At 72.0% G+C, this 13,774-nt stretch carries 16 protein-coding genes and 5 tRNA genes; 16 read left to right on the top strand and 5 right to left on the bottom strand.

The window, feature by feature from the left end; genetic code table 11:
- The first annotated feature begins 190 nt into the window (after positions 1-190).
- The 7 genes from LE181_RS14630 (at position 191) to LE181_RS14600 (ending at position 2,709) form a co-directional block, all read left to right on the top strand.
- A tRNA-Gln gene (locus tag LE181_RS14630) sits at positions 191-262 on the top strand.
- Between the two features lie 81 nt (positions 263-343).
- Positions 344-416 (top strand) — tRNA-Glu (locus tag LE181_RS14625).
- 39 nt (positions 417-455) lie between these two features.
- Positions 456-528, top strand: a tRNA-Glu gene (locus LE181_RS14620).
- A 16-nt stretch (positions 529-544) separates the two neighbouring features.
- Positions 545-616, top strand: a tRNA-Gln gene (locus LE181_RS14615).
- A gap of 42 nt (positions 617-658) precedes the next feature.
- Positions 659-731: transfer RNA gene (locus LE181_RS14610), tRNA-Glu, on the top strand.
- Between the two features lie 87 nt (positions 732-818).
- Positions 819-1,733 carry an MEDS domain-containing protein gene (locus tag LE181_RS14605; protein ID WP_225661694.1) on the top strand — a complete coding sequence of 305 codons (915 nt, stop codon included), beginning with the start codon at positions 819-821 and terminating at the stop codon, positions 1,731-1,733.
- Entirely contained in the window at positions 1,723-2,709 is a 987-nt protein-coding gene (locus LE181_RS14600; RefSeq protein WP_225661693.1) for an anti-sigma factor RsbA family regulatory protein, read from the top strand. Before LE181_RS14605 ends, LE181_RS14600 begins: the two co-directional genes overlap by 11 nt.
- 132 nt (positions 2,710-2,841) lie before the next feature.
- On the opposite strand, the gene ndgR is transcribed toward LE181_RS14600, so the two are convergent.
- Entirely contained in the window at positions 2,842-3,570 is a 729-nt protein-coding gene (gene ndgR, locus LE181_RS14595) for an IclR family transcriptional regulator NdgR (protein ID WP_040889156.1), read from the bottom strand.
- A gap of 100 nt (positions 3,571-3,670) precedes the next feature.
- Here ndgR and leuC point away from each other — a divergent pair, with 100 nt between their 5' ends.
- The 4 genes from leuC to LE181_RS14575 all read left to right on the top strand — a co-directional run bounded on the left by leuC (position 3,671) and on the right by LE181_RS14575 (position 6,953).
- On the top strand, positions 3,671-5,113 hold the full coding sequence (leuC, locus tag LE181_RS14590; RefSeq protein ID WP_225661692.1) for a 3-isopropylmalate dehydratase large subunit: 1,443 nt from the start codon (positions 3,671-3,673) through the stop codon (positions 5,111-5,113).
- 5 nt (positions 5,114-5,118) lie between these two features.
- Complete coding sequence (gene leuD, locus LE181_RS14585) at positions 5,119-5,712, top strand: 3-isopropylmalate dehydratase small subunit (protein WP_225661691.1); 594 nt, start codon at positions 5,119-5,121, stop codon at positions 5,710-5,712.
- Between the two features lie 179 nt (positions 5,713-5,891).
- Positions 5,892-6,137 (top strand): SCO5555 family protein, encoded by a 246-nt coding sequence (locus tag LE181_RS14580; RefSeq protein ID WP_190109960.1) that lies wholly within the window; start codon positions 5,892-5,894, stop codon positions 6,135-6,137.
- A gap of 123 nt (positions 6,138-6,260) precedes the next feature.
- Entirely contained in the window at positions 6,261-6,953 is a 693-nt protein-coding gene (locus tag LE181_RS14575; RefSeq protein WP_225661689.1) for an HU family DNA-binding protein, read from the top strand.
- Positions 6,954-7,057: 104 nt separating this feature from the next.
- On the opposite strand, the gene LE181_RS14570 is transcribed toward LE181_RS14575, so the two are convergent.
- Positions 7,058-7,273 carry a hypothetical protein gene (locus tag LE181_RS14570; RefSeq protein WP_225661688.1) on the bottom strand — a complete coding sequence of 72 codons (216 nt, stop codon included), beginning with the start codon at positions 7,271-7,273 and terminating at the stop codon, positions 7,058-7,060.
- A gap of 10 nt (positions 7,274-7,283) precedes the next feature.
- Positions 7,284-7,934 (bottom strand): 2-phospho-L-lactate guanylyltransferase, encoded by a 651-nt coding sequence (cofC, locus tag LE181_RS14565; protein WP_225661687.1) that lies wholly within the window; start codon positions 7,932-7,934, stop codon positions 7,284-7,286.
- A gap of 174 nt (positions 7,935-8,108) precedes the next feature.
- Between cofC and LE181_RS14560 the strand changes: the two genes are divergently transcribed.
- The 3 genes from LE181_RS14560 to LE181_RS14550 are packed head-to-tail and all read left to right on the top strand — an operon-like array spanning position 8,109 to position 11,051.
- Positions 8,109-8,870 carry a lysophospholipid acyltransferase family protein gene (locus LE181_RS14560; protein WP_225661686.1) on the top strand — a complete coding sequence of 254 codons (762 nt, stop codon included), beginning with the start codon at positions 8,109-8,111 and terminating at the stop codon, positions 8,868-8,870.
- A complete protein-coding gene (locus tag LE181_RS14555; protein WP_225661685.1) occupies positions 8,867-9,868 on the top strand; it encodes an NAD(P)H-dependent glycerol-3-phosphate dehydrogenase in 1,002 nt (333 codons plus the stop codon). The genes LE181_RS14560 and LE181_RS14555 overlap by 4 nt, the downstream gene beginning before the upstream one ends.
- Before the next feature lie 34 nt (positions 9,869-9,902).
- Positions 9,903-11,051, top strand: a complete 1,149-nt coding sequence (locus LE181_RS14550; RefSeq protein ID WP_225661684.1) for a D-alanine--D-alanine ligase family protein — start codon at positions 9,903-9,905, stop codon at positions 11,049-11,051.
- A gap of 6 nt (positions 11,052-11,057) precedes the next feature.
- Here LE181_RS14550 and LE181_RS14545 read toward each other — a convergent pair whose 3' ends face one another.
- Positions 11,058-11,537 carry a DUF3515 domain-containing protein gene (locus LE181_RS14545; RefSeq protein WP_225661683.1) on the bottom strand — a complete coding sequence of 160 codons (480 nt, stop codon included), beginning with the start codon at positions 11,535-11,537 and terminating at the stop codon, positions 11,058-11,060.
- 20 nt (positions 11,538-11,557) lie between these two features.
- Positions 11,558-11,791 carry an Lrp/AsnC ligand binding domain-containing protein gene (locus LE181_RS14540; protein WP_225661682.1) on the bottom strand — a complete coding sequence of 78 codons (234 nt, stop codon included), beginning with the start codon at positions 11,789-11,791 and terminating at the stop codon, positions 11,558-11,560.
- A gap of 146 nt (positions 11,792-11,937) precedes the next feature.
- Here LE181_RS14540 and LE181_RS14535 point away from each other — a divergent pair, with 146 nt between their 5' ends.
- Together LE181_RS14535 and thiD are read left to right on the top strand one after the other, a co-directional pair.
- Complete coding sequence (locus LE181_RS14535; protein ID WP_225661681.1) at positions 11,938-12,909, top strand: thiamine-phosphate kinase; 972 nt, start codon at positions 11,938-11,940, stop codon at positions 12,907-12,909.
- A gap of 23 nt (positions 12,910-12,932) precedes the next feature.
- Positions 12,933-13,739 (top strand): bifunctional hydroxymethylpyrimidine kinase/phosphomethylpyrimidine kinase, encoded by an 807-nt coding sequence (gene thiD, locus LE181_RS14530; RefSeq protein WP_225661680.1) that lies wholly within the window; start codon positions 12,933-12,935, stop codon positions 13,737-13,739.
- Positions 13,740-13,774 lie beyond the last annotated feature (35 nt).

Here is a 13,774-nt window from a genome sequence, read left to right as displayed (position 1 = left end):
CACGGGGCCCGGCAGCCTGCTCAGGCCGCCGGGCCCCGTGCGTACGGCCGCCCGGGCACCAGGCGGGTTATCGATTTTGGACCCCCGTCCACCTTCGGGTAATGTTCTTCCTGCGCCGCCCGGGAGGGCCGAGAGGCCGGAGCGGAGGGCGCAAGCCGGACAAGACCCCTTACGGGGGGTGGAGTTACGGTGGGGTATGGTGTAATTGGCAGCACGAGGGTTTCTGGTTCCCTTAGTCTAGGTTCGAGTCCTGGTACCCCAGCAAGAGAAAATCCACTGGAAATTCTCTCGCAAAACTACTGATAAAGTAGTCACCGCGCGGAAGCGCAAAAGCGAAGTGCAAGCCCCCGTTGTGTAGCGGCCTAGCACGCCGCCCTCTCAAGGCGGTAGCGCCGGTTCGAATCCGGTCGGGGGTACAGATTCCTGCGAGGGTGACCTCAAAGGGAATCGCTAGGGCCCCCGTTGTGTAGCGGCCTAGCACGCCGCCCTCTCAAGGCGGTAGCGCCGGTTCGAATCCGGTCGGGGGTACTGGGTAAAACCACCATGGGGTATGGTGTAATTGGCAGCACGAGGGTTTCTGGTTCCCTTAGTCTAGGTTCGAGTCCTGGTACCCCAGCGCAGATTGCTTTCCGAGTCTGCAAGGAAAACAAAAAAGCAGGCCCCCGTTGTGTAGCGGCCTAGCACGCCGCCCTCTCAAGGCGGTAGCGCCGGTTCGAATCCGGTCGGGGGTACAGAAAAGAGAAAATGCCTCCCGCTCGGCGGGGGGCATTTTTTCATGCGTCCTTCCCCCGCCCCGGGGGCGGCGGGATAATCCCCGCATGGTCCATCCCCACGGCGTGCGCCGCCGGGTCCACGTCGGTGATCTCCAACCCGGCGACCATGCGTGCCTGCTGTTCGAGTCGGACGAGGAGCGGGCGTCGATCCTGCGGGACTTCGTCCTCGGGGGACTGGACGCCGAGGACAAGATCCTCTATCTGAGCGGTGCACAGAGCCCCGACGGTCCCGGCGTCCTGTGGGACGAATGCCGGCTCACCACGGTGCCCGGCGGGCTGGCCGACCGCGTGGAGATCGTACGGCTGGCCGAATTCCTCTCCGGCACGGGCCAGTTGGAGCCCGCCGCGCTCATGCGGCGGCTACGGACCGCCGCCGCGCGCTCCCGCGAGGAGGGCTACCGGGCCCTGCGGGTCGCCGGTGACCCCTGCGCCGCCCTGTGCGACGACGGGCACAGCGCCATCGGCGGCCCCGGCGTCGCCCGGCTGCTGCGGTACGAGGCGTTACTCGCGGAGGAGTTCAGCTCCGGCGGTGCGCTGGCCGTCTGCCAGTACGACATCCGCCGCTGCGAACCGGCTGCCCTGGACGCCTTCGCGTCCGCGCACGCCCGGAGCGTCGAGGCCGACCCCCTCGTCCGGACGGCCGAACTCGTCGTCGTGCGCACCTACCGTCCCCAGGGCCTGCGCATAGAGGGCGTGGTCGACGCCGGCGCCCACCGGCGGCTGCGGGACGCCCTGCGGTCGGTGGCCGGCGTCCGCGGCGACGTGCGCCTGGAGATGTCCCGGGTGGAATTCCTGGACCTCGGGGGCCTGCGGCTGCTGATGACCTTCGCCCGGGCCCGCGCCGCCCGGCACGCCACCGTCGAGCTCAGCGGGCTGCCGCCGCACCTCCTGCACGTCATCACCCTCGTCGGCTGGGACCGCACCCCGGGCCTCCGGCTGGGGGCCGTGCATGCCTGCTGAGGGGTCCGGCTTCGTCCATCACGCCTGCCTGTACGGGACCGACGCGGAGTTCCTGGCGATGGCCGTGCCGTTCGTGGCGGACGGTCTCGCCGCGGGGGAGCCCGTGCTGGCCGCGACGACGCCCGCCAACATCGAGCTGCTCCGGCAGGCCCTGGGGGAGCGGGCGCACGCCCTCGACACGGCCGAGACGGCCTACTTCGGCCGCCGGCCCGTGGAGCGGGTCACGGCCTTCCTGCGCTACCACGACCACCGCGCCCGGCCCGGACGCCGGACCCGGATGATCGCCGAGCCGGTGTGGGGCGGGAAGTCCGCCCGCCAGGTCGCGGAGTGGAAGCGGATGGAATCCGGGCTCAACGTGCTGCTGGCCGGCCTGCCGGTGTGGATGATCTGCCCGTACGACACCCGGAGCGTGCCGCGGGACGTGGCCCAGGCCGCCTGCGCCACCCACCCGGCGCGGATGGACGGCGAGCGGCTGATCCCCTGCGGGACCTACGCCGACCCGGGCGACTACGTGGCCGGCGTCCCGCTGCCCCGGACCGCCGCCCCCGCCGGGGCGGCCCGTACGGGCCCCACGGACCTGCTGGCCGACGTACGGCTCTTCGCCCGCGCCCGGGCCCTCGCGGGCGGCCTGACGGGCGAGCGGCTGTCCCTGGCCGTCCTGGCCGTCTGCGAGGCGGCCGGCTACCTGCTGGGCCCGCGGGGCGCGCGGGTGGCACTGCGGGGGTGGGAGGAGCCGGGAGCGCTGGCGTACGAGCTGCTGCGCACGGAGGAGGAGGCCGGCGGGGAGCCCGTGCCGGCCTTCGCCGGCTTCCGGCCGCCGGGGCGGGCGTCGGGTGCCGAGGACGGCCTGTGGCTGGCCCGCACCCTGAGCGATTCCCTGGACGTCCGCACCCACGGCCCGCTGACCCGTCTGACCCTGCGCATCCCGGGCCCGGGCGACGCGGAACGCCTTCCCCCGCCCCGCCCCTTCCCGTAACAACAACCAGCCCGTCCGGTCCTGTAACACCGATCAGCCCGCCCGGTCCCGTGACGACAACCAGCCCGTCCGGCGTTTGAGGACAGGAAACGGTGAAAGGGCGGGGCAGGGGCAAAATCCCCCCGGCGAGCCTCAGCCGTTGCGGCGCAGGGCCTCGGTGAGGCGGACGGCGGCGTCCAGGACCGCCTGGGCGTGCATACGGCCCGGGTGCCGGGTCAGGCGCTCGATCGGTCCGGAGACCGAGACGGCGGCCACGACGCGGTTCGAGGGCCCACGGACCGGCGCCGAGACCGACGCCACACCCGGCTCCCGCTCGCCGATCGACTGGGCCCAGCCCCGCCGCCGCACGCCCGAGAGCGCGGTCGCCGTGAAACGGGCCCCCTGCAGGCCGCGGTGCAGCCGCTCGGGCTCCTCCCAGGCCATGAGGACCTGGGCGGCGGAGCCGGCCTTCATCGGCAGCGTCGAACCCACCGGCACGGTGTCCCGCAGTCCGGACAGCCGCTCGGCCGCCGCCACACAGATGCGCATGTCGCCCTGGCGCCGGTAGAGCTGGGCGCTCTCGCCCGTGACGTCGCGCAGGTGCGTGAGGACCGGGCCGGCCGTGGCCAGGAGCCGGTCCTCGCCCGCCGCGGCCGCCAGCTCGCTCAGCCGGGGACCGAGGATGAAACGGCCCTGCATGTCGCGCGCCACCATCCGGTGGTGCTCCAGGGCCACCGCGAGCCGGTGCGCCGTCGGACGCGCCAGCCCCGTGGCCGTGACCAGCCCGGCGAGGGTCGCCGGACCGGACTCCAGAGCGCTCAGTACCAGAGCCGCCTTGTCGAGTACGCCCACTCCGCTAGAGGCGCCGCCTGAGTTGTCCATGCAACGATACTTGCGTCTCACACTGTGAAACGCAAGTTCAATATTTCCCGGGAGGCGCCAATCTGGAAAGGACAGCCCCCAGCTCACAGGAGATACAGCGATGGGACGGACACTCGCGGAGAAGGTCTGGGACGACCACGTCGTCACGCGCGCCGAAGGCGAGCCCGACCTCCTCTACATCGACCTGCACCTGCTCCACGAGGTCACCAGCCCGCAGGCTTTCGACGGCCTGCGGAAAGCGGGCCGTCCGGTCCGCAGGCTGGACCTGACCATCGCCACCGAGGACCACAACACCCCCACCCTCGACATCGACAAGCCCATCGCGGACCCCGTCTCCCGCACCCAGCTGGAGACCCTGCGCCGCAACTGCGCCGAGTTCGGCGTGCGGCTGCACCCGCTGGGCGACGTCGAGCAGGGCGTGGTCCACGTGGTGGGACCGCAGCTCGGCCTCACCCAGCCCGGCACCACCGTGGTCTGCGGCGACAGCCACACCTCCACGCACGGCGCCTTCGGCGCGCTGGCCTTCGGCATCGGCACCAGCCAGGTCGAGCACGTCCTGGCCACCCAGACCCTGCCGCTGTCGCCCTTCAAGACGATGGCGATCACCGTCGAGGGCGAGCTGCCCGAGGGCGTCACGGCCAAGGACCTGATCCTGGCGATCATCGCCCGGATCGGCACCGGCGGCGGCCAGGGCTACGTCATCGAGTACCGCGGCTCCGCCATCGAGAAGCTCTCGATGGAGGCCCGGATGACCGTGTGCAACATGTCCATCGAGGCGGGCGCCCGGGCCGGCATGATCGCCCCCGACGACACCACCTTCGCCTACCTCCAGGGCCGCCCCCACGCCCCCCGCGGCGAGGACTGGGACGCCGCCGTCGCCCACTGGCGCACCCTGCGCACCGACGACGACGCCGTCTTCGACCACGAGGTCGTCATCGACGCCTCCGAGCTCTCCCCCTTCGTCACCTGGGGCACCAACCCCGGCCAGGGCGCACCCCTGTCGTCGGCGGTCCCCGACCCCGCCTCGTACACCGACGCCTCGGAGCGCCTGGCCGCCGAAAAGGCTCTGGAGTACATGGGGTTGACGGCAGGTCAGCCGCTGCGCGAGATCGCCGTGGACACCGTCTTCGTCGGCTCGTGCACCAACGGCCGCATCGAGGACCTGCGCGCCGCCGCCTCGGTCATCGACGGCCGCGCCGTCGCCGACGGCGTACGGATGCTCGTCGTCCCCGGCTCCGTCCGCGTGGCGCTGCAGGCCGTCGAGGAGGGGCTGGACAAGGTGTTCACCGCGGCCGGTGCCGAATGGCGGCACGCCGGCTGCTCGATGTGCCTGGGCATGAACCCCGACCAACTCGCTCCCGGCGAGCGGTCCGCGTCCACCTCCAACCGCAACTTCGAGGGCAGGCAGGGCAAGGGCGGCCGCACCCACCTGGTCTCCCCCCAGGTCGCCGCGGCCACCGCCGTACTGGGCCACCTGGCCTCCCCGGCCGACCTGCCGGGCCTCGCCGGCGCCACCGACGTACGCACCACCGTGGAGGTCTGAGACCGATGGAAGCATTCACCACGCACACCGGCCGGGCCGTCCCGCTGCGCCGCAGCAACGTCGACACCGACCAGATCATCCCCGCGCACTGGCTGAAGAAGGTCACCCGCGACGGCTTCGAGGACGGGCTCTTCGAGGCGTGGCGCAAGGACCCGGAGTTCGTCCTCAACCGGCCCGAGCGGGCGGGCGCGACCGTGCTGGTCGCGGGTCCCGACTTCGGCACCGGCTCCTCCCGCGAGCACGCGGTGTGGGCGCTGCAGAACTACGGCTTCAAAACCGTCGTGTCGTCCCGCTTCGCCGACATCTTCCGCGGCAACTCGCTCAAGAACGGATTGCTGACGGTGGTCCTGCCGCAGGAGACCGTCGACGCCCTCTGGCAGCTGACCGAGAAGGACCCCACCGCCGAGGTGACGGTCGATCTCGTGGCGCGCCAGGTGCGGGCCGAGGGCATCACGGCCGATTTTGAGCTTGACGAGAACGCCCGGTGGCGGCTGCTGGAGGGCCTGGACGACATCGGTCTGACCCTCCGGCACGAAGCCGACATCGCCGCCTTCGAGGCGGGCAGGCCCTCGTACAAGCCGTCCACGGCCCGGATCTGAGCCCGATTACGGCTCGTTTGGCCCAGTGTCGGGCGGCTCGGGAAGGCTTCCCGAGGCCCCGGATTTTCGCTGCTCACCCAGGGTTTGGCATGATGCGCCCCCTGTCTTCGGACAGGGGGCGCGTTGCTTTGTTGAGGGCCCGTGAAGCGACAACTCGCCTCAGATGGCACAATCGGTGCATGGAACGCGACAGCCAACTCGAGCTTTACCGGCTCGTCGCCGACCAACTGAAGGAAGCGCACACAAGAGTGCGCGCACTGCAAGTCCCGGAGGGCGTACGGATGGCGCTGTCCCGGCAGCTGCTGGCCATCACGGCCTCGGCGAAGCACGATCTCTCAGGCGCGGCAAGGCGTCTGGACCGGCTGATGAACGACCTCGACGAGGGCCGTTTCCCCCAAGAGCCCGACACCGACGGAACTCCGTGATGGGTCGAGTTCGTTGCGGCACAAGGGTGATTAGACCGTTTCGTGTTTGATTTGCGGTATATATCTGCCTAACGTGCGAAAAAGCTGGAGCACATTCCAGCCAATGTCTCCGAAGGGGAAGACGTGAACAAGGCGCAGCTCGTTGAAGCGATTGCCGACAAGCTCGGTGGCCGCCAGCAGGCCGCAGACGCGGTCGACGCGGTACTCGACGCGATCGTCCGCGCGGTCGTCGCCGGTGACCGGGTCTCGGTCACCGGCTTCGGCTCGTTCGAGAAGGTCGACCGCCCCGCCCGTTACGCCCGCAACCCGCAGACGGGTGAGCGCGTGCGGGTCAAGAAGACCTCGGTGCCGCGCTTCCGCGCGGGCCAGGGCTTCAAGGACCTGGTGGCCGGTACGAAGAAGCTGCCCAAGGGCGGCGAGGTCTCCGTCAAGAAGGCGCCCAAGGGCAGCCTTTCGGGCGGCAAGGCCACCACCAAGGCCGCGGCCAAGAAGGCCACCGCCAAGAAGACCGCCGTGAAGAAGACGACGGCCGCCAAGAAGACGACCGCGGCGAAGACCACGGCCGCCAAGAAGACCACGGCCGCCAAGAAGGCGACCACGGCGAAGAAGGCGGCGCCCGCGAAGAAGGCGGCCACCACCACGAAGGCCGCCGCCGCGAAGAAGGCGACGCCCGCGAAGAAGGCCGCCGCCGTGAAGAAGACGGCTGCTGCGAAGAAGACCGCGCCCGCGAAGAAGGCCGCCGCCGTCAAGGCTCCGGCCCGCAAGACCACCGCGCGCAAGACCACCGCCAAGAAGACCGCGGCCAAGAAGAAGTAAGGCTGCGAAGGTACGGCGTAACGCGCCGGGCCGGGCTCCCTCCGGGGAGCCCGGCCCGCGGTGCGTGGGAGGCACGACGCCCTCGGGGGCGTCCGGCGCGTCCCTCAGAAGGTCTGCAGCGTCACCAGCGCCACCCGGCGCTGCTCCACCGGGCCCGTCGCCCCCTCGGCGAACTCGATGCGCACCCGCTGGCCGGGCCGCAGCAGCCGCAGCCCCCCGGCGTCGAACGCCGCCCCGTCGAAGGGCACGGGCGTGCCGTCGTCCAGGAGCACGCTCCCGGAGCGGGTCTGAGGGTCGAAGGTGTACGCGGTCGCCTGCATGTCCAGCAGCCTAGTGCGCCTGTGGCCCGGGCATGAGCACGCCGGCCGCCACGGCCGCCGTGCGCGGACCCACACCCAGCGCCAGGGCCGCCCGCAAATCCAGCTCGGTGTCCACGTCCTGCCGCACGGAATCCACCCCCTCCAGGGCGATCTCCCATGCTCCCGAGGCGCGGTGCCGGGCGCGCGAACGCCCCTCGAACGCCGGAGCCAATTCCATTCCCGGGGCGGCGGCCAGCACCGTCGTGCCGATTCCGGCGGCATCCGGAAGAAATGCGCGCGGGAATTCGGCGGCGGAATCGAGCACCCGCCCGAGTTCCACCGGGCGCAGCGCGGGCAGATCCGCATTGAGGGTCGCCACCGCCGCGTGCGGCCGGCCGGCCCGTACGCTCCGCGCACCGTGCGCCAGGGCCGCGTTCAGCCCGCCGCCGCCCGGCGGCTCGGGCAGCACCCGCGCCCCCAGCGCGGCCAGCTCCGCTCCCGCCCGCCCGTCCCGGGTGACGACCGCCACATCCCGCACGGAGCCGCAGGCCAGCGCCGCGCCCACGGTGTCCAGGGCGAACGCCAGCGCCAGCGCGGGCCCCGGCAGCCGCCCGGCTCCCGCCACGAGGCGGCTCTTGGCCGCGGCCAGCGGCTTCAGCGGCACCACCAGCGTCCAGCGCACCCGCGCCCCCTCCCACTCGTCCCCGGCCCATTGTCCCCCCGCTGCCGCGGCCGCATGCGGAGCCCGGGGTTACGGTGTTCTCGACAGACCGGGTACCTGGGGCGACACTTGTCCGGCCCCCGGGTGAGCAGCAGGCCCGAAGCAGCTTCCAGGTCCCAACAGAAGGGTGTCCGAGTGTCCCGCCACAGAATCGGCTTCTGGTACCGCTTTACGGCGGTGTTGGCGAAACCGCCGCTCGTGGTTCTTTTCAAGCGGGACTGGCGGGGAATGGAGCACATTCCGGCCGACGGCGGATTCATCACCGCGGTCAACCACAACTCCTACCTCGACCCCCTGTCGTACGCCCACTTCCAGTACAACACCGGGCGCGTCCCGCGCTTCCTGGCCAAGGCCGGCCTCTTCAAGGGCAGCTTCGTGGGCGCGGTGCTGCGCGGCACCGGGCAGATCCCCGTCTACCGTGAGAGCACCGACGCCGCCAACGCCTTCCGGGCCGCCGTGGACGCCATCAACAAGGGCGAGTGCGTGGCCTTCTACCCCGAGGGCACCCTCACCCGGGACCCCGACATGTGGCCCATGGAGGGCAAGACGGGCGCCGCCCGCGTCGCCCTGCTCACCAAGGCCCCGGTCATCCCCGTCGCCCAGTGGGGCGCCAACGAGGCCATGCCGCCCTACGCCAGGGAGAAGAAGCTGCGGCTCTTCCCCCGCAAGACCCTCAAGGTCCTGGCCGGCCCGCCCGTCGACCTCTCCGCGTACTACGACCGGGAGCCCACCGGAGAGGTGCTGCGCGAGGCCACCGACACCATCATGAAGGCCATCACCGCGCTCCTGGCCGAACTGCGCGAGGAGCCGGCCCCGGCCGAGCCGTACAACCTCAAGAAGGCCCGCGCCGCGGCCCGCGCGGAAGCCCACCACCGGCCGCAGGAGGACAGCAAGTGACGCGTTGCGCCGTATACGGCACCGGATCCTGGGGCACCGCCTTCGCGATGATCCTCGCCGACGCGGGCTGCGAGGTCACCATGTGGGGCCGCCGGGGCTCCCTCGTGGACGCCATCAACACCGGCCGGACCAACCCCGACTACCTCCCCGGCATCGAGCTCCCCGCCGCCGTCCGGGCCACCACCGATCCCGCCGAGGCGGCGCACGGCGCGGCGTTCACCGTCCTCGCCGTCCCCTCCCAGACCCTGCGCGGCAACCTCACCGAGTGGGCGCCGCTGCTGGCCGGCGACACCGTGCTCGTCTCCCTGATGAAGGGCGTCGAACTGGGCACCGCCAAGCGGATGAGCGAGGTCATCGAGGAGGTCGCCAAGGTCTCCCCGGACCGGGTCGCCGTCCTCACCGGCCCCAACCTCGCCAAGGAGATCGCCGCCCGGCAGCCCGCCGCCGCCGTCGTCGCCTGCCGCGACGAGTCCGTCGCCAAGCGGCTGCAGGCCGCCTGCCACACCGCCTACTTCCGCCCGTACACCAACACCGACGTGGTCGGCTGCGAACTGGGCGGCGCCGTCAAGAACGTCATCGCCCTGGCCGTGGGCATCGCCGACGGCATGGGCCTGGGCGACAACGCCAAGGCGTCCCTCATCACCCGCGGCCTCGCCGAGACGACCCGCCTGGGCCTGGCCATGGGCGCCGACGCGCACACCTTCGCCGGCCTCGCGGGCATGGGCGACCTCGTCGCCACCTGCTCCTCCCCGCTCTCGCGCAACCACACCTTCGGCACCAACCTCGGCCGCGGCATGACCCTCGCCGAGACCATCGCCGTCACCAAGCAGACGGCCGAGGGCGTCAAGTCCTGCGAGAGCGTGCTCGATCTGGCCGGCCGTCACCATGTCGACATGCCGATCACCGAGACCGTCGTCGGCATCGTGCACGAGGGCAAGCCCCCCATGGTGGCGCTCAAGGAGCTGATGTCCCGCAGCGCCAAGCCCGAGCGGCACTGAAGCACGCCCTCCCACCAGGTACTCTCAACGCGATATGAGCAGCCAGACCTCCCCCCAGAGCCCTGACCGGAAGCCGCGCGTCGCGGTCGTCTTCGGCGGTCGCAGTTCCGAGCACGCCATCTCGGTGGTCACGGCGGGCGCCGTGCTGCGCGCCGTCGACCGGACCAAGTACGACGTGCTGCCGATCGGCATTACGACCGACGGCCGTTGGGCCCTCACCGCCGACGATCCCGAGCGGATGGCCATCGCCGACCGCGCGCTGCCGAGCGTCGACCAGCTCACCGACTCGGCCGAGGGCGCCGTCCTGCTGCCCGTCGACCCCTCCAGCCGCGAGGTCGTCTACACCGAGCCGGGCGCCGTTCCCAAGGCGCTGGGCGAGGTCGACGTCGTCTTCCCCGTGCTGCACGGTCCGTACGGCGAGGACGGCACCCTCCAGGGCATGCTGGACCTGGCCGGAATCCCCTACGTCGGCGCGGGCGTCCTCGCCTCCGCCGTCGGCCAGGACAAGGAGTACATGAAGCGGGTCTTCATCTCCTACGGGCTGCCCGTCGGCCCGTACGAGGTGATCCGCCCCCGCGAGTGGGACACCGACCCGGCCGCCGCCCGCAAGAAGATCGTGGACTTCGCCGGCGAGCACGGCTGGCCGCTCTTCGTGAAGCCCGCCCGCGCCGGCTCCTCCATGGGCATCACCAAGGTCGACGACCTCTCCGGCCTGGACGACGCCATCGCCGAGGCCCGCCGCCACGACCCGAAGATCCTGGTCGAATCGTTGCTGCGCGGCCGCGAGATCGAGTGCGGCGTGCTGGAGTTCGAGGACGGCCCGCGCGCCAGCGTGCCCGCCGAGATCCCCCCGGTCTCCGCCCACGACTTCTACGACTTCGAGGCCAAGTACATCGACTCCGCCTCCGGCATCGTGCCCGCCCCGCTCAGCGAGGACGAGACGCGCCGGGTGCAGGAGCTGGCGATCCGGGCCTTCGACGCCGTCTCCTGCGAGGGCCTGGTCCGCGCGGACTTCTTCCTCACCGAGGACGGCGAGTTCGTGATCAACGAGATCAACACCATGCCCGGCTTCACGCCCATCTCCATGTACCCGCGCATGTGGCAGGAGAGCGGCGTGAGCTACCCCGAGCTGGTCGACCGGCTCATCCAGGCCGCCCTGCGGCGGCCGACCGGCCTGCGCTAGGGAGGACTAGCCGGCGATCCCCTCGGGGATCGTCCTCCGGATGGCTTCGGCGAGGTCCGACAACGCGCCGAAGCCACCGGACGTCTCCTTCGGGAGCGTGACCTCCACCGACGCCTCGCGCAGCACCGTGGTGCAGCGCACGGAGCCGTCCCTCAGCTCCTCGGGCACCCAGCTGATCCCGTCGATCTCCACCGCGTTCGTGGCCCGCGCCACCACCGCGGACTTCGGCACCCCGCAGCGCAACGTGACCGACGGGCCGCCGCCCCAGGCGGCGGTGAAGTCCGAGACGGGATCGGTGGCACGCTTCCTGAGACCGTCCACCTCGGCGGGCAGCTCCCCGTGCAGCGCCCGGCAGAGCACCGCCTGCCGCGCCGAGGGGGTGGGCACCGCCGGGCCCGCCGGTCCGTCCGTGGCCGAGCAGGCGGCACAGGCGGACAGCAGGGCGACGGCGGACAGGCCGAAGGGCCGGCGGAGCGAGAACTTCACCGGCCGAGCATACGGGGGAGCTAGATGTGGACGACCGGGCAGGTGAGGGTGCGGGTGATGCCCTCCACCTTCTGGACTTGCGCGACCACCATCCGGCCGAGCTCGTCCACCGTGTCCGCCTGGGCGCGCACGATCACGTCGTACGGCCCGGTGACGTCCTCGGCCTGCATCACTCCGTCGATCCTTCCGATGACTTCGGCCACGGTCGACGCCTTGCCGACCTCGGTCTGGATCAGGATGTACGCCTGTACCACGGAACCTCCAGGGCGGCTTCGAGGATCATGGGGGGAGAAGAGACGCCACGGTACCGCGTCGCCGCACGGTGCGGGGAGACCCGCGCGGCCTGCGCGGCGCGGAACACGTCACGAACAGGGCAACCGACACTCCGAGGAGGAGCTCAGTGAAAGGCACCGTGGGCGAGTTGGGGGAGTTCGGGCTCATCAGAGAGCTGACCTCCCGGCTCACCACCACCCCGGCGGTCCGGCTCGGGCCGGGTGACGACGCCGCGGTGGTCGCGGCGCCCGACCGCCGGGTCGTGGCCAGTACGGACGTCCTCCTGGAAGGACGGCACTTCCGCCGCGACTGGTCCACCGCCTACGACGTCGGCCGCAAGGCCACGGCGCAGAACCTCGCCGACATCGCCGCCATGGGCGCGGTGCCCACCGCCGTCCTGCTGGGCCTCGTCGTGCCCGCCGAGCTCCCCGCCACCTGGCCGACCGAGCTCATGGACGGCATCCGCGACGAGTGCCAGGTCGCGGGCGCGGCCGTGGTCGGCGGGGACGTCGTGCGCGGCGACACCATCACCGTGGCCATCACGGCGCTGGGCGACCTGCGCAACGCCGAACCGGTCACCCGCGCCGGCGCCCGGGCCGGCGACGTCGTCGCCGTCACCGGCTGGCTGGGCTGGTCGGCGGCCGGCCTCGCCGTGCTCTCCCGCGGCTTCCGTTCGCCGCGCGCCTTCGTCGAGGCCCACCGGCGCCCCGAGCCCCCGTACCACGCGGGCCCCGCGGCCGCCGCGCTCGGCGCCACCGCCATGACGGACGTCAGCGACGGCCTCATCGCCGACCTCGGGCACATCGCCGAGGCCAGCAAGGTCCGCATCGACCTGCGCACGGCGGCCATCGACGTCCCCACGCAGATGTCCGACATCGGACAGGCCGTCGGCGTCGACCCGCTGCAGTGGGTGCTGACCGGGGGAGAGGACCACGCCATCGTGGCCACCTTCCCGCCGGACGTGAAGCTGCCGGCCCGCTGGAAGGTCATCGGCGAGGTCGTCAACCCCTCCGCCCTGCCCCAGGTCACCGTCGACGGCGCCCCCTGGGACAAGGCCGGAGGCTGGGACCACTTCGGGGACCTCGACCCCGGCGAATGACGGACGCCGAGTAGATTCGGCGCATGCGCATACCCCCGAGGGTGCTCACCGTCGCCGGATCCGACTCCGGGGGCGGCGCGGGCATCCAGGCCGACCTGAAGACGATGCTCGCCCTCGGGGTGCACGGCATGAGCGCGGTCACCGCGGTGACCGCGCAGAACTCCCTGGGCGTCCAGGGCGCCTGGCCCCTGCCGGCCGAGGCCGTACGGGCCCAGGTCCGCAGCGTCGTCGACGACATCGGCGTCCAGGCCGTCAAGACCGGCATGCTCGCGTCGGCGGAGCTGGTGGAGACGGTGGCGGAGCTGCTGGCGGACGTGCCCGCGCCCGTGGTCGTCGACCCGGTGGGCATCTCCAAGCACGGCGACGCCCTGCTGGCGGCCTCCGCGCTCGACGCGGTCCGCACGAAGCTGCTGCCGGCCGCGACGGTCGCCACCCCCAACCTCGACGAGGTCGCCTGGCTGACGGGCGTCCGGGTCACCTCCGAGGCCGGCCTGCGGGACGCGGCGCGGGCGGTGCTCTCGTACGGCCCGCGCTGGGCCCTGATCAAGGGGGGCCACCTGGACGGCGACGCCGTGGACCTCCTGACGGACGGGTCGGAGGAGCACTGGCTGCGGGCGCCGCGGCACGACAACCGGCACACGCACGGGACAGGGTGCACGCTGGCTTCCGCCGTCGCGGCGGAGCTGGCGAAGGGGCTGTCCGTGCCGGAGGCGGTGGCGGCGGCGAAGACGTACGTGACGGGCGCGATCGCGGCGGGCTTCCCGCTGGGTGGGGGCATCGGCCCGGTGGACCACGGGTGGATGTTTCCCCGGCCCCGCCCCTTCCCGTAACCGGGGGCAAGCCCCCGGACCCCCTTGTCCGCGCT

Source organism: Streptomyces sichuanensis, assembly GCF_020328095.1.
In the GTDB taxonomy this organism is placed as follows: domain Bacteria; phylum Actinomycetota; class Actinomycetes; order Streptomycetales; family Streptomycetaceae; genus Streptomyces; species Streptomyces cinnamoneus.
This window is presented reverse-complemented; position numbering and strand designations above follow the sequence as displayed.

Coding starts and splice junctions, on each gene's coding strand:
- LE181_RS14570 (WP_225661688.1), bottom strand. CDS start 7,273: ATGCAGGCGACCGCGTACACCTTCGACCCTCAGACCCGCTCCGGGAGC.
- thiD (WP_225661680.1), top strand. CDS start 12,933: ATGCGCATACCCCCGAGGGTGCTCACCGTCGCCGGATCCGACTCCGGG.
- LE181_RS14600 (WP_225661693.1), top strand. CDS start 1,723: ATGCCTGCTGAGGGGTCCGGCTTCGTCCATCACGCCTGCCTGTACGGG.
- LE181_RS14580 (WP_190109960.1), top strand. CDS start 5,892: ATGGAACGCGACAGCCAACTCGAGCTTTACCGGCTCGTCGCCGACCAA.
- leuD (WP_225661691.1), top strand. CDS start 5,119: ATGGAAGCATTCACCACGCACACCGGCCGGGCCGTCCCGCTGCGCCGC.
- ndgR (WP_040889156.1), bottom strand. CDS start 3,570: ATGGACAACTCAGGCGGCGCCTCTAGCGGAGTGGGCGTACTCGACAAG.
- LE181_RS14550 (WP_225661684.1), top strand. CDS start 9,903: ATGAGCAGCCAGACCTCCCCCCAGAGCCCTGACCGGAAGCCGCGCGTC.
- LE181_RS14605 (WP_225661694.1), top strand. CDS start 819: ATGGTCCATCCCCACGGCGTGCGCCGCCGGGTCCACGTCGGTGATCTC.
- leuC (WP_225661692.1), top strand. CDS start 3,671: ATGGGACGGACACTCGCGGAGAAGGTCTGGGACGACCACGTCGTCACG.